Source organism: Stenotrophomonas sp. 22385, from assembly GCF_052045085.1.
Taxonomy (GTDB): Bacteria; Pseudomonadota; Gammaproteobacteria; order Xanthomonadales; family Xanthomonadaceae; genus Stenotrophomonas.
In genome coordinates this window covers 97,859-116,727 of the sequence record NZ_JBQEOG010000008.1, presented here as the reverse complement: position 1 = coordinate 116,727, position 18,869 = coordinate 97,859, and the positions used below count along the sequence as shown (strand labels likewise).

13 protein-coding genes and 3 pseudogenes are annotated in these 18,869 nt (G+C 66.0%); 12 read left to right on the top strand and 4 right to left on the bottom strand.

Annotation, left to right across the window (positions count from 1 at the left end):
- Positions 1–29: 29 nt before the first annotated feature.
- From rseP to ACTJI4_RS14930, 9 genes and pseudogenes are all read left to right on the top strand, one after another.
- On the top strand, positions 30–1,388 hold the full coding sequence (gene rseP, locus ACTJI4_RS14970) for an RIP metalloprotease RseP (protein ID WP_440869807.1): 1,359 nt from the start codon (positions 30–32) through the stop codon (positions 1,386–1,388).
- 73 nt (positions 1,389–1,461) lie between these two features.
- Positions 1,462–3,885 carry an outer membrane protein assembly factor BamA gene (gene bamA, locus ACTJI4_RS14965; protein WP_392916016.1) on the top strand — a complete coding sequence of 808 codons (2,424 nt, stop codon included), beginning with the start codon at positions 1,462–1,464 and terminating at the stop codon, positions 3,883–3,885.
- Positions 3,886–4,477: 592 nt separating this feature from the next.
- Complete coding sequence (gene lpxD, locus ACTJI4_RS14960) at positions 4,478–5,500, top strand: UDP-3-O-(3-hydroxymyristoyl)glucosamine N-acyltransferase (protein ID WP_392916013.1); 1,023 nt, start codon at positions 4,478–4,480, stop codon at positions 5,498–5,500.
- Complete coding sequence (gene fabZ / locus ACTJI4_RS14955) at positions 5,497–5,952, top strand: 3-hydroxyacyl-ACP dehydratase FabZ (RefSeq protein ID WP_068850460.1); 456 nt, start codon at positions 5,497–5,499, stop codon at positions 5,950–5,952. The genes lpxD and fabZ overlap by 4 nt, the downstream gene beginning before the upstream one ends.
- Positions 5,949–6,734: an acyl-ACP--UDP-N-acetylglucosamine O-acyltransferase gene (gene lpxA / locus ACTJI4_RS14950; RefSeq protein WP_392916009.1), complete on the top strand. Its 786-nt coding sequence runs from the start codon at positions 5,949–5,951 to the stop codon at positions 6,732–6,734. Before fabZ ends, lpxA begins: the two co-directional genes overlap by 4 nt.
- Before the next feature lie 14 nt (positions 6,735–6,748).
- Positions 6,749–7,924, top strand: a pseudogene (gene lpxB / locus ACTJI4_RS14945) (lipid-A-disaccharide synthase); the annotation flags it as partial.
- Positions 7,921–8,571 carry a ribonuclease HII gene (locus tag ACTJI4_RS14940; RefSeq protein WP_440869806.1) on the top strand — a complete coding sequence of 217 codons (651 nt, stop codon included), beginning with the start codon at positions 7,921–7,923 and terminating at the stop codon, positions 8,569–8,571. The pseudogene lpxB and the gene ACTJI4_RS14940, both read left to right, overlap by 4 nt.
- A gap of 421 nt (positions 8,572–8,992) precedes the next feature.
- Positions 8,993–12,574, top strand: coding sequence for a DNA polymerase III subunit alpha (dnaE, locus tag ACTJI4_RS14935; protein ID WP_392916003.1), 3,582 nt, complete (start codon positions 8,993–8,995; stop codon positions 12,572–12,574).
- Positions 12,575–12,653: 79 nt separating this feature from the next.
- Entirely contained in the window at positions 12,654–13,613 is a 960-nt protein-coding gene (locus tag ACTJI4_RS14930; protein ID WP_392916000.1) for an acetyl-CoA carboxylase carboxyltransferase subunit alpha, read from the top strand.
- A 72-nt stretch (positions 13,614–13,685) separates the two neighbouring features.
- Here ACTJI4_RS14930 and ACTJI4_RS14925 read toward each other — a convergent pair whose 3' ends face one another.
- Positions 13,686–14,141, bottom strand: coding sequence for a CopD family protein (locus ACTJI4_RS14925; protein WP_282246776.1), 456 nt, complete (start codon positions 14,139–14,141; stop codon positions 13,686–13,688).
- A 128-nt stretch (positions 14,142–14,269) separates the two neighbouring features.
- Here ACTJI4_RS14925 and ACTJI4_RS14920 point away from each other — a divergent pair, with 128 nt between their 5' ends.
- Both ACTJI4_RS14920 and ACTJI4_RS14915 read left to right on the top strand, forming a co-directional pair.
- Positions 14,270–14,866 carry a class I SAM-dependent DNA methyltransferase gene (locus ACTJI4_RS14920; protein ID WP_068850442.1) on the top strand — a complete coding sequence of 199 codons (597 nt, stop codon included), beginning with the start codon at positions 14,270–14,272 and terminating at the stop codon, positions 14,864–14,866.
- A 97-nt stretch (positions 14,867–14,963) separates the two neighbouring features.
- Positions 14,964–16,277, top strand: a complete 1,314-nt coding sequence (locus ACTJI4_RS14915; RefSeq protein WP_392915995.1) for a polyhydroxyalkanoate depolymerase — start codon at positions 14,964–14,966, stop codon at positions 16,275–16,277.
- Positions 16,278–16,406: 129 nt separating this feature from the next.
- Here the strand turns inward: ACTJI4_RS14915 and ACTJI4_RS14910 are convergent.
- From ACTJI4_RS14910 to ACTJI4_RS14900, 3 genes and pseudogenes are all read right to left on the bottom strand, one after another.
- Positions 16,407–17,042: pseudogene (locus tag ACTJI4_RS14910) on the bottom strand (sensor domain-containing protein); the annotation flags it as partial.
- Between the two features lie 171 nt (positions 17,043–17,213).
- Positions 17,214–17,414: pseudogene (locus tag ACTJI4_RS14905) on the bottom strand (HAAS signaling domain-containing protein); the annotation flags it as partial.
- An 11-nt stretch (positions 17,415–17,425) separates the two neighbouring features.
- Entirely contained in the window at positions 17,426–17,791 is a 366-nt protein-coding gene (locus ACTJI4_RS14900) for a PadR family transcriptional regulator (protein WP_392915993.1), read from the bottom strand.
- A gap of 148 nt (positions 17,792–17,939) precedes the next feature.
- Here ACTJI4_RS14900 and ACTJI4_RS14895 point away from each other — a divergent pair, with 148 nt between their 5' ends.
- Positions 17,940–18,839, top strand: coding sequence for a peptidylprolyl isomerase (locus ACTJI4_RS14895; RefSeq protein WP_392915990.1), 900 nt, complete (start codon positions 17,940–17,942; stop codon positions 18,837–18,839).
- Positions 18,840–18,869 lie beyond the last annotated feature (30 nt).

The window sequence follows — 18,869 nt, the reverse complement described above, 5'->3', positions numbered from 1 at the left end:
CCTCCCGCCCCCTTCCCGCGACGTCCACCATGGGTGAATTCATCGGCTCCGTCTGGTGGATGATCGTCAGCCTTGGCCTGCTGGTGACCTTCCATGAGTTCGGTCACTACTGGGTCGCGCGGCGCTGTGGCGTGAAAGTGCTGCGCTTTTCGGTCGGCTTCGGCAAGCCACTGTGGATGCGCCGCAACCGCAACGGCACCGAATTCGCCATCGCCGCCATTCCGCTGGGCGGGTACGTGAAGATGCTGGATGAGCGCGAGGTCGAGGTGCATCCGGCCGAGCGCGGCCTGGCGTTCAACCACAAGAGCGTCTGGCAGCGCATCGCGATCGTGGCCGCCGGCCCGATCGCCAATCTGGTGCTGTGCGTGGCCCTGCTGTGGGCCATGTTCGTGCTGGGCAAGCAGGATTACTCGGCCACCATCGGCCGCACCACCGGCATGGCCCAGGTGGCCGGGTTGAAGGCCGGCGACCGCGTGGTGAGCGTGGACGACCGAAGCGTGCTGACTGCTGGCCAGGCGGCAATGGCGCTGACCACGGCCGCGATGGACCGCCACGATGCGACCGTGGAAGTGGTGGATGCGCAGGACCAGCTGCATACCCGCACTCTGCCGCTGTCGCAGCTGCCAGCCGGCTTCGATGAGCGCTGGGTGGCCTCACTGGCCGGCCTCACCTGGCAGTTCCACCTGCAGCCGGCACTGGTCGAGCAGGTGCTGCCCGACTCCGCTGCCCAGGGCGTGCTGCTGCCGGGCGACCTGGTGGTGGCCGTGGACGGCCAGCGCATCGATGCCGCCGACCAGGTTTCTCCGGCCATCCTGGCGCTGGGCCGGCGCGGTGGACCGGGCATGATCGAGGTGCTGCGCAACGGCGACCGGCTGGCGCTGGAAGTCACCCCGCGCCAGGGCAAGGATGGCCGCGGCCAGCCGACCTGGCAGATCGGCGTCGGCTTCCCGCAGGCCAGCGCGCCGGCCTATGACACCACCCTGCAGTACGGCCCGCTGGCAGCCGTTCCGGCTGCGCTGCGTGAAACCGCGCGCGCGGCAGGCGATTCGCTGGGCATGATGCGCCGCATCGTGACCGGCAATGCCTCGCTGCAGAACGTTTCCGGGCCGGTCACGATCGCCCGCGTGGCCAACCAGACCGCCCAGCGCGGGCTGGACTGGTTCCTCTGGTTCCTGGCCGTGCTCTCGCTCAGCCTGTGCATCATCAACCTGCTGCCCATCCCCATCTTGGACGGCGGGCACCTGCTGTATTACCTTATCGAGTTGGTCAAGGGCAGCCCGCTTAGCGAGCGTGCCATGGCGGCGGGCCAATACATCGGCCTGGCCATGCTGGCCGGACTGATGGGACTGGCGTTCTACAACGACATCCTCGGTCTGTTCCCGCGATGAACTTTTACCCTTTTGTCGTCGTCTTATGCGCCGGCATCCCGCAACATCGTATTCGACTCCAACCGGACGTGACATGACGCGACTCCCCAATCGCCGCCTGCTTGCCCTCGCACTCGCCGCCGGTTTCGGCGCGCCCGCCCTGGCCCAGGCAGCCGAGCCCTTCACCGTCAGCGACATCCGTGTCGATGGTCTGCAGCGCATCACCTCCGGTACCGTGTTCACCTATCTGCCGGTGGAACGTGGCGAGACCCTGACCGACAGCAAGGTCGGCGAATCCATCCGCGCCCTGTACAAGACCGGTTTCTTCGAGGACGTCCAGCTTGAGCGGCAGGGCGACATCCTGGTGGTCACGGTCAAGGAACGCCCGGCGATCAACAAGCTGACCGTCACCGGCAACAAGGACATCAAGAGCGACCAGCTGCTCAAGGGCCTGAGCGACATCGGCCTGAGCGAAGGTGGCACGTTCGATCGACTGAGCCTGGACCGCGTGACCCAGGAACTGCGCCGCCAGTACAACGACCGCGGCAAATACAACGTCGAGATCACCCCGACCGTCAGCCCGCTTGACCGCAACCGCGTGGACATCACCATTGCGATCAAGGAAGGCAAGGCCGCCAAGATCCAGCATGTGAACCTGGTCGGCACCGAGAAGTTCGAGTCCAAGGACATCCTGGAAACCTGGGAATCCAAGGAGCACAACTGGGCGTCGTGGTACCGCCGTGATGACCAGTACTCCAAGGAAAAGCTGTCCGGCGACCTGGAAAAGCTCAATGCCTGGTACCTGGACCGCGGCTACGTGGACTTCAGCATCGACTCCACCCAGGTCTCGATCAGCCCCGACAAGCGCGACATGTTCATCACCGCCGGCGTGACCGAAGGTGAGCAGTACAAGATTTCCGAGATCAAGGTCACCGGCGACACCATCCTTCCGCAGGAAGACGTGGAGCGCATGCTGATCCAGAAATCCGGCGATACCTTCTCGCGCGCCCTGCTGGAATTCAGCTCGGATGCCATCACCAATTCGCTGTCCAACATCGGTTACGCGTTCGCCAAGGTGAACCCGATCCCGACCAGCAACCGCGCCGAACGTACCGTGGCGATCAACATGCAGGTCGTGCCGGGTCCGCGCGTGGGCGTTCGCCGCATCGTGTTCAAGGGCAACACCCGTACTTCCGACGAAGTGCTGCGTCGTGAAATGCGCCAGTTCGAAAACAGCTGGTACTCGCAGGCCGCGATCGACCGCTCCAAGATCCGCCTGCAGCGCCTGGGTTACTTCGAATCGGTGGACGTGGAAACGCCGCCGGTCACTGGCAGCAACGACCAGGTCGACGTGGTGTACAACGTCAAGGAAACCACGTCGGGCAGCTTCGTGTTCGGCCTGGGCTATTCGCAGTCCTACGGCATGACCACTTCGGTGCAGCTGTCGCAGAACAACTTCCTGGGCGGCGGCAACCGCGTATCGGTCGAAGCCTCGCGCAGCAGCTACCTGCAGCGTTACGGCTTCTCCTATACCAACCCGTACTTCACCGACGACGGCGTGTCGCTGGGCTACAACCTTTCCTGGCGAGAGCTGGATTACTCCGACTTCAACACCGCGCAGTACAACAGCACCAACGGCGCAGCGCAGGTGGTATTCGGCGTGCCGATCACCGAGAACGACACCGTCTCGCTGATGGTGGGCATCGACAGCAACCAGATCACGACCTACCAGGGCTCGACGCCGCAGTCGATCATCGATTACATCGATGCCATCGGCAGCAAGACGTTCCACTCCTGGCGCACCGAACTGGGCTGGGCCCGCGACACCCGCAACGACTACTTCATGCCCACCCGCGGCATGTACCAGCGCGTGGGCCTGGAAACGACCCTGCCCGGCTCGACGGTCGAGTACTACAAGCTGAACTACCAGGTCTCCAAGTACTGGCCGATCATCCCGTCGCTGGTCATCAACACCCGCGCCGAAATCGGCTACGGCGACAGCTACGGCAACGACGTCACCCGCGACCTGTGCTACACCGCACCGACCACCGCGAACCCGAACCCGACCCAGACGGTGAACTGCAACACGTCCTCGCCCGATTACGTGAAGACCGTCACCGCCTCCGGCCTGCCGTTCTTCGAAAACTTCTACGCCGGTGGTACCAACTCGGTGCGTGGTTTCGAAGACAACACCCTGGGCCCGCGCTCGGAGCCCACGCTGTCGTACAACCGTGGCCAGCCGCTGGGTGGTTCGCTGAAGACCGTCGGCTCGATCGAAGCCTACTTCCCGCGCCTGTTCGACAGCCCGTCGGCCCGCGTCTCGGCGTTCTTCGACGTCGGCAACGTTTACACCGGCGTGGACAACTTCAAGGCCAACGAGCTGCGTGCCTCGGCCGGTGTCGCCCTGCTGTGGCGCGCCCCGGTCGGCCCGATCTCGATCAGCTACGCCTTCCCGCTCAAGAAGGAAGACGGCGACGAAATCGAAAGGCTCCAGTTCACGTTCGGTGGCCAGTTCTAAACCCACCGATCGCACACGAAGACGCCGGGCATGCCCGGCGTTTTTGTTTGTGGCGCATAGGGCAACGGCGAACGGCGAACGGCGAACGGCGAACGGCAGCGTTTCAGCTTTTACGTGCTGGGGAGGCCGGCGGGCAGCCCCGCTCCGGGACACGCCGTAAACCCATCCATGGGGGCTTGGCAAAAACATCCATGTTTTTGACAGTCCCTCCGGGGGCTGCCCGCCGGCCTCCCCTGCAAGGTGGGTCGCAGGCGGAAACGAAGAGCAGCCACGCAGGGCGTGGCTCTACGCGGCCACGTGGAAATGATCGACACCGCTCTTGATCACCCTTGGCCACCGACAAAGCTGTCGAAGGCGGGTCGGGGCGGGTTTGCGGGGGTGTCAAAAACATGGATGTTTTTGCCAAGCCTCCAAGGACGGATTCACGGCGTCCCCCGCAAACCCGCACCGTCCCGCCAAACCAGGAGACAACGGGCCACAGGCTGTTCGCCCAAGTGCGTGAAGCCGCCGGGCAGAGCCCGGCGCTACGGGATCGCCTGCCACCCCAACGCCCGAACATGACCGAAGTCACGCCACACGGTAAACTCCCGGCGTGAACACTCCTACCTATACCGCCCAGCAACTCGCCGAGCAGTTTGGCCTGCAGGTCCATGGTGATGGCAGCACCGCCATCCGTGGCGTGGCCACGCTTGCCCATGCCGGCCCCGGCCAGCTGACCTTCCTGGCCAACCCGCGCTACCGTGCCCAGCTGGCCGACAGCCAGGCCGGCATCGTGGTGCTGCGCGCCGAGGATGCCGAAGCCGCACCCGGTACCGCACTGATCGCCAAGGATCCGTACACCACCTTCGCCAAGATTGGCGCGCTGTTCGACATCGCCCCGACCCGTCCCCCCGGCATCCACCCCAGCGCTGTCATCGATCCCCAAGCCCAGGTCGCGGCCAGTGCCCACATCGGCCCGTTCGTCACCATCGGCGCGCGCAGCGTGATCGGCGAAAACTGCATCATCGGCGCCGGCAGCATCATCGGCGAAGACTGCAGCCTGGACAGCGGCTGCGAACTGATCGCCCGCGTCACCCTGGTCACCCGTGTCCGGATCGGCAAGCGCGTGCGCATCCACCCCGGCGCCGTGCTCGGCGCCGATGGCTTCGGCCTGGCGATGGATGCCGGCAGCTGGATCAAGGTGCCGCAACTGGGTGGCGTGCGCATTGGTGACGACTGCGAGATCGGCGCCAATACCTGCGTGGACCGCGGCGCCCTCGAAGATACCGTGCTCGACAACGATGTGCGCCTGGACAACCTGGTCCAGATTGCCCACAACGTCCAGATCGGCGCGCACTCGGCCATCGCCGGCTGCACCGGCATCGCCGGCAGCGCGAAGATCGGACGTTACTGCCTGCTCGGCGGCGCCGTCGGCGTCGTCGGCCACCTCGAGATCTGCGACAAGGTGGTGATCACCGGCAAGTCCGTGGTGCGCAACTCCATTACTGAACCGGGCGAATACTCGTCCGGGACCCCGTTGACCGACAATCGCACGTGGCGCAAGAACGCCGCGCGCTTCAAGCAGCTCGATGCCCTGGCCCGTCGCATCCTGTCTGTGAGCAAGGAGAAGGAATGAGCCACGAACAGAAGCTGCCGGACATCACCCAGATCCAGGCGTTGATCCCGCACCGTTACCCCTTCCTGCTGGTCGACAAGGTTGTCGCCATCGATTACGAAAAGCGCACCATCGTTGCCACCAAGAACGTCAGCATCAACGAACCGTTCTTCCAGGGCCACTTCCCCAGCCAACCGATCATGCCCGGGGTGCTGATCATCGAAGCCATGGCCCAGGCCGGCGGCGTGCTGACCCAGCTCACTCTGGGCCGCGATGCGCAGTCCAAGCTGTTCTACATGGTGAAGGTGGACAAGGCGCGCTTCAGCAAGCAGGTGGTGCCCGGTGACGTGCTGGAAATGCACGTGGAGATCAAGCGCGTGATCCGCAACATGGCGGTGTACGACTGCGTGGCCAAGGTCGACGGCGAGATCGTCGCCTGCGCCGAAGTGCTCTGCGCCGGCACGCGCGAATGAACGGGCCGCTCATCCACCCCACCGCGGTCATCGACCCGTCGGCGAAACTGGCGGCGGATGTACGTGTCGGTGCGTTCTGTCTGATCGGTGCCGAGGTCGAGATCGGCGAAGGTACCGAAGTCGGCCCGCACTGCTCGATCCACGGCCCGACCCGGATCGGCCGCAACAACCGTTTCATCGGCCACGTCGCGGTGGGCGGCGAACCGCAGGACAAGAAGTACGCTGGTGAGCGCACCGAGCTGGTGATCGGCGACGACAACGTGTTCCGCGAATTCGTCACCCTCAACCGGGGCACCGGCGGTGGCGGTGGCGTCACCACCATCGGCAACGGCAACTGGATGCTCGCCTACACCCACGTCGCCCATGATTGCCACGTGGGCAACCACTGCGTGTTCTCCAACAACACCACACTGGCCGGCCACGTGACCGTCGGCGACTACGTGATCATCAGCGGCTTCGCCGGCGCCCACCAGTTCTGCCGGATCGGTGCGCACGCCTTCCTGGGCATGGGCGCACTGACCAACGGCGACGTGCCGCCGTTCACCATGGTCGGCAGCGACTCGCTGGGCCGCCCGCGCGGCATCAACAGCGAAGGCCTCAAGCGCCGCGGCTTCGATGCCGAGCGCATCGCCAGCATCAAGCGTGCCTACCGCACGCTGTACGTGGCCGGCCTGCCGCTGGCCGAGGCCAAGGTGCAGCTGGCCGAACAGGCCGCGCACAGCGCAGACGTCAAGGACATGCTGGACTTCATCGAGCACGCTGAGAGGCCCCTGCTGCGATGACGGCGCCGGGCTCTTCGCGACCACTGCGGATTGCGCTGGTTGCCGGCGAAGCCTCCGGCGACCTGTTGGGCGCCGGCCTGGTGCGCGAACTGCAGCAGCGGTTCCCGGATGCGGAGTTCGCCGGGATTGGCGGCGACGCGATGCGCAGCGCCGGCTGCCTGACCTGGTTTGATGCCAGCGAGCTGGCGGTAATGGGCCTGACCGAGATCCTGCGCCACCTGCCGCGCCTGCTGAAGCTGCGCAATGAATTCCGCACGCGGGTGCTGGAGTGGCAGCCGGACGTGTTCATCGGCATCGATGCACCCGACTTCAACCTGGGGGTGGAGCGCTGGCTGAAGCTGCGTGGCATTACCACGGTGCACTACGTCAGCCCGTCGGTATGGGCGTGGCGCGAGAAGCGTGCCGAAAAGATCGGCGCCAGCGCCGACCTGGTGCTGTGCCTGTTCCCGATGGAACCCCCCATCTACGCCCGCCATGGTATCGACGCTCGTTTCGTCGGCCACCCGATGGCCGATGACATTCCGCTGCACAGCGACCGCGAAGAGGCCCGCGTGGCCCTGGGCCTGCCGGCCAATGCCAAGGTGCTGGCGGTCCTCCCGGGCAGCCGGCTGGGCGAGATCAGCAGGCTGGGTGGCGCGTTCTTCGAAGCGGCCTGGCAGGTATCCGAACGTATTCCGGGCCTGCACGTGGTGGTGCCGGCGGCCAACCCAGCGTGCCGCGCATTGATCCAGGAACAGCTGTCGCGCTCGGCGCTGCCGGTGGCTTACTCGCACCTGCTGGACGGCCAGGCGCGCCTGGCGATGATCGCGGCCGATGTGGTGGTGCTCGCATCGGGCACGGCCACGCTGGAAACGATGCTGGTGAAGCGGCCGATGGTGGTGGGTTACCGGGTGGCGGAGCTGACCTACCGCATCGTGAAGGCGCTGGGCCTGATCAAGGTGGACCGCTTCGCACTGCCGAACATCCTGGCGGGCAAGGACCTCGCGCCGGAACTGATCCAGCACGACTGCGTGCCGGACAAGCTGGCCGACGCGATTCTGCAGTGGTTCGATCATCCGCAACGCGCCATCGAGATCCAGGACACGTACGAAAAGCTCCACCTGCAGTTGCGCCAGGACGCGTCGGCGCGCGCGGCCGACGCGGTGGCGGAACTGCTGGCACGCAAGCCGCGCGGGAACGCGCCGGCATGAGTCGCCGCCACGCTGCGGCGGCCTCGCTGGCGCTGTTCGACGGGGCGGCGCTGGCCACCGTGGCGCCGCGCTATGTGGCGGGCGTGGACGAAGCCGGTCGCGGGCCGCTGGCCGGCCCAGTGGCGGTAGCGGCGGTGGTGTTCTGCCCGGAGCGCCCGCGCCTGAACGGGCTGGACGATTCCAAGCAGCTCACGGCGATCCGGCGCGACCAGCTGTTCGACAGGATCCAGCAGCGTGCGCTGGCCTTCCACGTGGTGATGGTGGACGTGGCGGAGATCGATTCGCTCAACATCTACCAGGCCACGATGCTGGGCATGCGCCGGGCGGTCGAGGCGGTTGCGCACGTGGCGCAGTTCGCGCGCATCGACGGCAACGTGGTGCCCAAGGGCCTGCCCTGCCCCGCGCAGGCGCTGGTCGGCGGCGACGCGCTCGACCGCGCGATCATGGCGGCCTCGATTCTGGCCAAGGTCAGCCGCGACCGCTACATGCACCAGCTGCACGAGCAGCACCCCGAATACGGTTTCGACCAGCACAAGGGCTATGGCACCCCGGCCCACCTGGCCGCCCTGCGCACCCACGGCCCCTGCCCCCACCACCGCCGCAGCTTCGCGCCCGTGCGCGATTCCTTGGTCGCTGGCGTCGCTTAGCGCCGGGCCCTGCCCGGCCTCATGCATTCAGGCGAACAGCCGGTTAGCGCCTGGTTCTCTGGTTTGGCGGGACGGTGCGGGTTTGCGGGACACGCCGTGAACCCATCCTTGGGGGCTCGTAGAAAACATCCATGTTTTCTACGGTCCCGCAAACCCGCCCCGCCCCACCTTCGACAGGTGGTCGGTAGCCATAGCCAAGGCAAAAGCGCCACCGGCTCGGTTCAGGGCTCGACCGGCTGCTCTCCGATCCGGGCCACGTCAAGCTTGATGGAATAGAGCCCCCTTCTTGTTGAAGGGGGCGCGCCAACGGCGCGGGGTTAAGGTGGAATGCTCGGACATCACGGGCCGCAGGCCCTTGATGTCAAGCCTTGTTCCGCTTGCCCCGCGCGGCTACCCTGACCGGGCATTACATTGGCCCGGCATGTCCACTTCCCGTTTCGTACATCTGCACGTCCACACCGAGTTTTCGCTGGCGGATTCGACCATCCGTGTCCCGGCGAAACCGGATCAGGCTGACCCGAAAAAGGCCAAGCAGGCCAACCTGCTCAGCCGTGCCGTCGAACTGAACCTGCCCGCGTTGGCAGTGACCGACCTGAACAATCTGTTCGCGCTGGTCAAGTTCTACAAGGCCGCCGAAACGGTCGGCATCAAGCCGATCGCCGGTGCCGACATCATGATCGCCGAAGAGGGCATGACCCCGTGGCGCATGACCCTGTTGTGCCGCGACCGCGAAGGCTACCTCAGCCTGTCGCGCCTGCTTACCCGCGCCTGGATGGAAGGCCACCGCCCGGAAGGCGGCGTGGCCGTGCACCCCGATTGGCTCAAGGCCGGTTGCCATAACCTGTTTGCCCTGGCTGGCCGCGACAGCCTGGCCGGGCGCCTGGCCGGCGAAGGCCGGCATGACCTGGCCGAGCAGCAGCTCGCCGACTGGCAGCGCGTGTTCGGCGATGGCCTGCACCTGGAACTGACCCGTACCGGTCGCGAGGGCGAAGAAGCGTTCAACCAGTTTGCGCTGGTGGCCGCCGGCCAACGTGGCCTGCCCGTGGTGGCCAGCAATGACGTGCGCTTCCTGCGCCCGGACGATTTCAGCGCCCACGAAGCGCGCGTGTGCATTTCCTCCGGCCGCGTGCTGGACGATCCCAAGCGCCCGCGCGATTACAGCGACCAGCAGTACCTGAAGTCGCCCGAAGAGATGTGCGCGCTGTTTGCCGACATCCCCGATGCGATCGACAACACGCTGGCGCTGGCCGAACGCTGCAATATCGAAATGCGGCTGGGCACCTACTTCCTGCCCAACTACCCGGTGCCGGAAAACGAAACGCTGGACAGCTGGATCTGCAGCGAATCGCGCAAGGGCCTGGACGCGCGCCTGGAAAAGAATCCGCTGGCCGAAGGCAAGACCCGCGAGGATTACTTCGAGCGGCTGGAATTCGAGCTGGCCACCATCATCAAGATGGGCTTCCCCGGCTACTTCCTGATCGTGGCCGACTTCATCCAGTGGGGCAAGAACCAGGGTATTCCGATCGGCCCGGGGCGTGGTTCCGGTGCCGGCTCGCTGGTGGCCTGGGCGCTGCAGATCACCGATCTGGATCCGATTCCGTACAACCTGCTGTTCGAGCGGTTCCTCAACCCCGAACGCGTGTCGATGCCCGACTTCGACATCGATTTCTGCATGGACCGCCGCGACGAAGTCATCGACTACGTCGCGCGCAAGTATGGCCGCGAACGCGTCAGCCAGATCATCACCTACGGCACCATGGCCGCCAAGGCCGTGGTGCGCGACTCCGGGCGCGTGCTCGGTTTCCCGTATGGCCTGGTCGATGGCGTGTCCAAGCTGATTCCCAACATCCTGGGCATTTCGCTCAAGGATGCGATGGGCGAAGGCAAGGATTCGGAAATGGCATCGCCGGAGCTGATCCAGCGGTACCAGAACGAAGACGACGTGCGCGACCTGATCGATCTGGCCCGCCAGCTCGAAGACCTTACCCGCAACGCGGGCAAGCATGCCGGTGGCGTGGTGATCGCGCCCGAGCCGCTGGCCGAATTCTGCCCGCTGTTCGCCGAACATGATGAAGGCGGCCGTGGCCGCAACCCGGTCACCCAGTTCGACAAGAACGACGTCGAAGAAATCGGCCTGGTGAAGTTCGACTTCCTGGGCCTGCGCACGCTGACGATCATCGACTGGGCGGTCAAGGCGATCAACAAGCGCCATGCCCGCGCCGGCATTCCGCCGATCGACATCACCGCGCTGCCGCTTGATGACGCCCCGACCTACAAGGACATCTTCGCCAACGGCAACACCGGCGCGGTGTTCCAGTTCGAATCTTCGGGCATGCGCCGCCTGCTTAAGGACGCGCGCCCCGACCGCTTCGAAGACCTGATCGCGCTGGTGTCGCTGTACCGCCCCGGCCCGATGGACCTGATTCCTTCCTTCAACGCGCGCAAGCACGGGCAGGAAGAGATCATTTACCCCGATCCGCGCACCGAAGCGATCCTGAAAGACACCTACGGCATCATGGTGTACCAGGAGCAGGTGATGCAGATGGCGCAGATCGTCGGCGGATACTCGCTTGGCGGCGCCGACCTGCTGCGCCGTGCGATGGGCAAGAAGGTGCCTGCCGAAATGGCCAAGCACCGCGAGATCTTCCGCGAGGGTGCCGCCAAGGGCGGCGTCGATGGCCCCAAGGCCGACGAGATCTTCGATCTGATGGAGAAGTTCGCCGGCTACGGTTTCAACAAATCGCACGCCGCCGCCTACGCGCTGGTCAGCTACCAGACCGCCTGGCTCAAGCGCCATTATCCGGCCGAGTTCATGGCCGCCACGCTGTCCTCGGACATGGACAACACCGACAAGGTGGTGGGCTTCCTTGCCGAAGTCCGCAACCTCGGCCTGACCGTGCTGCCGCCGCGCGTGAACGAATCGGCGTACATGTTCGAAGCCTCCAGCGCCGACACCATCCAGTACGGCCTGGGGGCCATCAAGGGCGTGGGCCAGGGGGCGTGCGAGGCGGTGGTCGAAGAGCGCCTCGCCAACGGCCGCTACGCCTCGCTGCTGGATTTCTGCATGCGCATCGAATCGGGCAAGCTCAACCGGCGCACGCTTGAAGCGATGATCAACTGCGGCGCGCTCGATGGCCTTGGTAAGAATCGCGCCTCGCTGATGCTGCAGCTGCCTGAAGTGCTCAAGGCCACCGACCAGATGTCGCGCGAGAAGGCCTCTGGCCAGAACTCGCTGTTCGGCGCGCCCGACCCCGTCAGCACCGCGCTGCAGCTGGACCTTCCCGAAGCCAAGGAATGGGGGCTGGGCCAGCTGCTGGACGGCGAACGCGAAACGCTGGGGTTCTACCTCAGTGGCCATCCGTTCGACCCGTACGCCGAGGACGTCAAGGAACTGGTCGGCACCGACCTCGGGATGCTGGAGAAACTCATTCCCCCGGCCCGCCCCGGCAAGGACGGCGAGAAGCGCGCCTGGCGCCAGGAAACCCCGGTCATCCTGGCCGGACTGGTGGTCGGCGTGCGCCGCAAGGGCGAGAGCCAGGTGTTCATGCAGCTCGAAGACGGCAAGGGCCGGGTTGAATGCAGCGCATTCAGCGATGGCCTGGCCGAGTTTGGCCACCTGATGACCAAAGACCGCATTCTGGTGGTCAAAGGCGGCCTGCGCGAGGATGAGTTCAATGGCGGCTACGCGCTGCGCATCCGCCAGTGCTGGGACTTCGAGGAAATCTGTGCCAATTACGCCACCCGGCTGTCGTTGCGCCTGGACCTGCGTCAGGGCGACCCGGTTTGGGCGCGGGTAAACGGCCTGCTCGACCGCCACCGTCCCGGCCGCACCCCCTTGCGCCTGGACCTGCTGCTGGGCACCGACCAGGGCCCGGTGGCCGGCATGCTGGACGTGGCCGGCGACACCGCAGTGCGCGTGGACAGCCAGCTGGTGGACGCCCTCCGGGCGGATCCGGCGGTACGCACGCTGAAGGTGCGCTACAGTCCGCCGTGGGCCAATTAGCCCCGGACCAGACGACGGCGTACGGGGCATTTCGACGCATTCGGCTACACTTTCCCTCTTTTCTTCACGACGGCTTCCGATGAATCCGAACTACCTCGACTTCGAGCAACCCATCGCTGATCTGGAGGCAAAGATCCAGGAGCTGCGCAGCGCAAGCGCCGGCCCGGCGGTCAATGTCGAAGCCGAAGTGCGCACCCTGCAGGACAAGCTGCGGCTGCGTACCGCGCAGATCTTCCGCAACCTGACCTCGTGGCAGGTGCTGCAGCTGGCCCGCCATCCTTCGCGCCCGTACACCGCCGACTACATCCGCATCTTCTGCGATGAATTCCAGGAACTGGCCGGCGACCGCGCCTTTGCCGATGACAAGGCCATCATGGGGGGCCTGGCCCGAATCGGCGGCCGTCCGGTGATGCTGATCGGCCACCAGAAGGGCCGCGACACCAAAGAGAAGATCAAGCGCAACTTCGGCATGCCCAAGCCGGAGGGCTACCGCAAGGCGCTGCGCCTGATGAAGATGGCGGAGCGCTTCGGCCTTCCGGTGTTGACCCTGATCGACACCGCTGGCGCCTGGCCGGGCATTGATGCCGAATCGCGCGGCCAGTCCGAAGCGATCGCGCGCAACCTGATGGAGATGGCCGAGCTGAAGGTGCCGGTGATCTGCACGGTGATCGGCGAAGGCGGCTCCGGCGGCGCGCTGGCACTGGGCGTGGGCGACCGCACCGTGATGCTGGAATACAGCGTGTACTCCACCATCAGCCCGGAAGGTTGCGCCTCGATCCTGTGGAAGGACGCCGGCAAGGCCAAGGAAGCGGCAGAGCAGCTCGGTCTCACCGCGCCACGCCTGAAGAGCCTGGGACTGGTCGACAAGGTCGTGCGCGAGCCGACCGGCGGTGCCCACCGCAACCCGAATCAGATGGCCAGGCGTTTGAAGGCCGTGCTGCTCAATGAACTGGACGCGCTTGAGAAGCTGTCCACCGAAGACCTGTTGCAGAAGCGTTACGAGCGCCTGCGCGGGTATGGCGCGTACGAAGTGGCCTGACCGGCGCACCCGTGGTCACGGCCACCGTGACGCCACACAGGTGGCTCACGACCGTTGGTCGTGAGCCATGCCTCAAAAGGGCTTGGCCAGCACCAGCCACACCACGCCGATGAACAGCACCAGCGGCAACTCATTGAACCAGCGCAGCGCGCGCGATGACGGCAGCACCTTTCCCTTCACCGCGCCCTTCAGCAGCCGCCCGGTCCACGAGTAATACACCAGCAGCAGCACCACCAGACCCAGCTTGGCGTGCAACCAGCCCGCCGCACCCGGTGCGACCATCGTCGGGAAGTCCGGAATCACCCGGTAGCCCAGCCACAGCACCAGCCCCAGGATCAGCGCGAAGCCGAACATCATGTGGCCGAACCTGTACAGGCGCAGGCCCATCAGCTGCAGGCGCTCCACCACCGGCAACTGCCCGGCCGTCTCACTCAGGTTTACCAGTATCCGCGGCAGGTAGAACACCGCCGCCATCCACGCCACCACGAACAGCAGGTGGAAGGTCTTGACCCAGTAGTAGGACTGCATGCGCTTGCTCCGGCGGCTGGCGTGGGGTGTCGTTCATTCTGGCCGATTCAGGGCGGCAGCGCATGCGCGGCGGATTGACGCAGCGGGCTCGGCTACCATGTGCACCTCGTCACCGAGCCCTGTCCCGCATGCAGAAGACCTACGACCAGGCCTACTTCCAGCGCTGGTACCAGCCCGACCAGACCGGCGGCGCGGCGCGCCTGGCGCGCAAGGTCGCGCTGGCGGTTGCCAGTGCGGAGTATTACCTGGAGCGGCCGATCCGCAGCGTGCTGGACATCGGCGCCGGTGAAGGTGCCTGGCGCGCGCCGCTGCTCAAGCTGCGCCCGCGCGTACAGTACATGGGCTTCGACAGCAGCGACTATGCGGTGCAGCGCTACGGCCGCAGCCGCAACCTGCACCCGGCCCGCGTCGGCGATTTCGCCTGGCTGCGCCCGTGCGCGCCGGTGGACCTGCTGGTCTGTTCGGACGTGATGCACTACGTGCCGACCCGCGAGCTGCGCCCGGCCCTGGCTGGCTTTGCCGAGCTGACCGGCGGCGTAGCCTTCCTGGAGGCGTTCACCGCCGAGGATGAGTTCGAGGGTGACCATGAAGGATTCCAGGCCCGCCCGGCGGCCTGGTACCGCCGCCAGCTGACGGCCGAGGGCTTCACCGCGCTCGGGTCCCACTGCTGGCTGTCGCCGGCACTGGCGGGCCACGCCGCCGCCCTGGAACGCAGCGGCCGCTGATCTCAGGGTCGGTTGCGACGAAATCGCCTATTAAGGCGTTTCTGACCCGGGTGCGGTATGCTGCGCGGCAACATAAGACCATACATATTCGGACGTCATGCTCTATCAGCTGCATGAATTGACCCGCAACCTGCTCGCCCCGTGGGTGCACCAGGCCCAGGCCAACGCCAGGTTCTTCGCCAACCAGGGCCACTGGTGGTCGCAGATGCCCGGTGCCGATCGCCTGTCCGCGGTGAACGAGCTGTTCCATCGCATCGGCAAGGATTACGAGAAGCCCGAATGGGGCATCAACGAAATCGAGGTCGACGGCGAGCGCGTGCCGATCGTGGTGCACGAAGAAGTCAGCAAGCCGTTCTGCAAGCTGCTGCGCTTCAAGCGCCACAGCAACGAGGCCGACCAGCTCAACACCATGCTCAACCAGCCGTTCGTGCTGGTGGTGGCGCCGCTGTCGGGGCACCACGCCACGCTGCTGCGCGACACCGTGCGCACCCTGCTGCGCGACCACCGCGTGTATGTCACCGACTGGGTCGACGCGCGCATGGTGCCCGGCAGCGAAGGCGAGTTCAGCCTGGACGATTACATCGCCTACGTGCAGGAATTCATCCGCCACCTCGGTGCGGAAAAACTGCACGTGGTCAGCGTGTGCCAGCCGACCGTGCCGGTGCTGGCTGCCGTTTCGCTGATGGCCAGCCGGGGTGAAACCACGCCGCGTTCGCTGGTGATGATGGGCGGCCCGATCGATGCGCGCTGCAGCCCGACCGCGGTGAACAACCTGGCTACCCAGAACCCGCTGTCGTGGTTCGAGAACAACGTGATCCACACCGTGCCGCCGGGGTACCCGGGCGCGGGCCGTCGCGTGTACCCGGGCTTCCTGCAGCACGCCGGATTCCTGTCGATGAACCCGAGCCGGCACTTCAGTTCGCACTGGGATTTCTATGCCGACCTGGTCAAGGGCGACATGGAAGATGCCGATGCGCACCGCCGCTTCTACGACGAGTACAACGCGGTGCTGGACATGCCGGCGCGCTACTACCTGGACACCATCCGCGTGGTGTTCCAGGAATTCCTGCTGCCGCGCGGCGAGTGGTACGTGCAGGGTGAACTCGTGGATCCCGGTGCGATCACCGGCACCGCGCTGCTGAGCATCGAAGGCGAGCTGGACGATATCGCCGGCCTGGGCCAGACGGAAGCAGCGCAGGAACTGTGCACCGGCATTCCGGCCGCGCGCCGCGAGCACTTCATCGTCGAGGGCGCCGGCCACTACGGCATCTTCAGCGGCCGCCGCTGGCGCGAAACCGTGTACCCGAAGGTACGCGAGTTCTTCGCCGCCAACGCGCAGGCGGCGGCGAAGCCGAAGAAAGCAGCCAAGGCCGCCAGCAACGTCACCCCCATCCGCAAGAAAGCGGGGTAACCCCGTATCGACCAACGGTCGATACCTGCCGTCGTGACTGAGGCTGCGCACAGCCGGCAGGTGACAACCGTTGTGGCTGACGCCGCGCACAACCGGTAGGTGACGACCGTTGGTCGTCACCTACGTAACTTACAGGCGCACCAGCAGGTGCTTGGCCATCTGCCCGTGCAGGTGCCCGATGACGCGCGCCAGGTGCATCGTGCAGAACAGGAGCACCACGCCCAGTACGGCCAGCGCAGGGGTCGCCCACAGCGGCAGCACCACCAGCTCGCTTTCGAAGTACAGGCTTGGGGCGCCCAAGGCGAACATCGAAGCAACCGGCGCCCAGATGAAGACCAGCGACACCGTCAGCAGCGTGACCGCGATGGTGAAGTAGATGATGCCCAGCGGCAGCATCAATACGAAGTACAGCATCGTCAGCCAGGTCCGGCCATCAGTGAACATGTCGCCGATCCGTTGCAGCCAGCTGCGGCTGCGGTCGGCGTAACGCGGCCGGCGCGGCATGCGCTCGCCCAACAGCACTTCCACCAGCCGCCCTTCGAGCAACGCCAGGCCACGCACCGAGCCGAAGAACAGCACCGTCAGCGGAATGCCGATGATCAGGATCAGCAGCCCGAGCGAGAGCGACAGGCCAGTGATCACCCACATGAAGAAGAACGTGCCGGTCGCCAGCGACAGCAGCATGTAGAACAGCGCGCCATAGGTGCGCGGTTCCAGTGCCACGCCGAAGAAGCGCGCCAGCGCCGAGCGGTGCGGCGGCGGAACACGCTCACCTGGCGTCGCTTCGCTCCCCCCCGCTGCCGCAGTCGTTGCCGCTGCCCCACCCGGCGCCACCTGCGCCGGCACCACCCGGGCGATCGGCCGTACGCTGGCACTCGGGGTGCGCAGCGCGCGGTTCACGGTGATTTCGGTTTCGCGGTAAATCTCGGCCACTTCCTCCGGCGCACCATAACTGCCGGCGACGTCGGCAATCACCTCGGCTTCGCTGCGGCCGGGCTGGGCAGCCAGCTCCGAGCGCAGGTATTCCTCGGCGTCGTACAGCGCGTCCTGCACCATCGCCGGATCGGCGTCGTGCAGCGCCGCGCGCAGCTGCGCCAGGTACTGCCCGATGGTGGTGGGCAGGCCCCCACCCCTCATGCTTTCTTCGTTCATTGCAGTACCCCTTCCAGCACGGAATCAACGGAATCTCGGGTGGCACGCCAGGCCTGGGTCCACTGCTCCAGTACCTCGCGGCCGCGCTCATTGATGCGGTAGTAACGTCGCGGTGGCCCGGCCACCGATGGTTCGATCTGGCTTTCCAGCAGCCCCGCGCCTTCCAGGTTGCGCAGCACCGGGTACAACGCACTCTGCTTGCCGCTCAGCACGCCCTGCCCGACCCGCTCCAGCTCCTTGGCGATCAGGTAGCCGTACAGCGGCTCGCCGGTCCGGGCCAGCACCGCCAGCAGCGCCAGTGAAACCGTGCCGGCGCTGAGCTCCTTCTGGAACTTCTTCAGGTGGGCCTCGTGGTCGCTCATGACGATCTCCAGCTAGCGTGGAGTCAACACTAGTGTGAAGTCAGCTATAGCGAACATGCCGTTAGTCACGCTGCCCGCAGACAGGGCGGACTGGCGGCTGCGGCCGGGCTTCGCGCAGAATCGGGGCTCGTCCATCCCGGTAACCACCATGTCGCCACGCCGTCCTGCCCTGCTCGCGCTTGCCCTTTCCTGCCTGCTTCCGGGCCTGGCCATGGCGGCCACGCCCTACCGCAGCGCGCAGCAGATCCTGGAGGCATCGCCGGCCAGTGACTGGCGCACGCCGGATCCGGCCAACCTGCTGGTGATGAAGCTCGATGCCGGTGAGGTCCTGATCGAGCTGGCGCCCGCCTTCGCGCCGCAGCACGTGGCCAACATCCAGACCCTGGCCCATGAGCATTTCTGGGATGGCGAAAGCATCTACCGCGCGCAGGACAACTTCGTGGTGCAGTTCGGCGATGCCGATGCCGATGACGCGGCCAAGGCCAAGCCGCTGGGCAGCGCCAAGCGCAGGCTGCCGGCCGAGTTCCAGCGCGACAGCAGGGGTCTGCAGGTGAGCGTGCTGCCCGATCGCGATGGCTGGGCCGACCGCACCGGCTTTGTCGACGGCTTTGCCGTGGGCCAGGATGCGAAGGAGGGCAAGACCTGGCTGGCCCACTGCTACGGCGCGCTCGGCGCGGGCCGCAACAACGAAGAAGACAGCAGCATCGGCGCCGAACTGTATGTGGTCACCGGCCAGTCGCCGCGCCAGCTGGACCGCAACATCACCGTGGTCGGCCGGGTGCTCAAGGGTATGGAGCTGCTCAGCGCGCTGCCGCGCGGACCAGCGCCGATGGGGTTCTATGCGGACCCGGCACAGCGCACCGCGATCCAGTCGATCCAGCGGGTGAGCGACCTGCCGGAAGCGGAGCGGCCCAAACTGCAGGTGCTGCGTACCGATTCGAAGACGTTCACCGATACGGTCGAAGCGCGGCGCAACCGGGTGGATGGCTTCTACAAGCGCGCCGCAGGACATATCGACCTGTGCAACATTCCCGTGCCGGTGCGGTAAGGGACGCCGCCTTCTGCCACGGCCGCGTTA

Excerpts from the sequence above, each read along its gene's own strand:
- rseP (WP_440869807.1), top strand. The coding sequence starts at position 30 with ATGGGTGAATTCATCGGCTCCGTCTGGTGGATGATCGTCAGCCTTGGC.
- bamA (WP_392916016.1), top strand. The coding sequence starts at position 1,462 with ATGACGCGACTCCCCAATCGCCGCCTGCTTGCCCTCGCACTCGCCGCC.
- fabZ (WP_068850460.1), top strand. The coding sequence starts at position 5,497 with ATGAGCCACGAACAGAAGCTGCCGGACATCACCCAGATCCAGGCGTTG.
- lpxA (WP_392916009.1), top strand. The coding sequence starts at position 5,949 with ATGAACGGGCCGCTCATCCACCCCACCGCGGTCATCGACCCGTCGGCG.
- ACTJI4_RS14940 (WP_440869806.1), top strand. The coding sequence starts at position 7,921 with ATGAGTCGCCGCCACGCTGCGGCGGCCTCGCTGGCGCTGTTCGACGGG.
- dnaE (WP_392916003.1), top strand. The coding sequence starts at position 8,993 with ATGTCCACTTCCCGTTTCGTACATCTGCACGTCCACACCGAGTTTTCG.
- ACTJI4_RS14930 (WP_392916000.1), top strand. The coding sequence starts at position 12,654 with ATGAATCCGAACTACCTCGACTTCGAGCAACCCATCGCTGATCTGGAG.
- ACTJI4_RS14925 (WP_282246776.1), bottom strand. The coding sequence starts at position 14,141 with ATGCAGTCCTACTACTGGGTCAAGACCTTCCACCTGCTGTTCGTGGTG.
- ACTJI4_RS14920 (WP_068850442.1), top strand. The coding sequence starts at position 14,270 with ATGCAGAAGACCTACGACCAGGCCTACTTCCAGCGCTGGTACCAGCCC.
- ACTJI4_RS14915 (WP_392915995.1), top strand. The coding sequence starts at position 14,964 with ATGCTCTATCAGCTGCATGAATTGACCCGCAACCTGCTCGCCCCGTGG.
- ACTJI4_RS14900 (WP_392915993.1), bottom strand. The coding sequence starts at position 17,791 with ATGAGCGACCACGAGGCCCACCTGAAGAAGTTCCAGAAGGAGCTCAGC.
- ACTJI4_RS14895 (WP_392915990.1), top strand. The coding sequence starts at position 17,940 with ATGTCGCCACGCCGTCCTGCCCTGCTCGCGCTTGCCCTTTCCTGCCTG.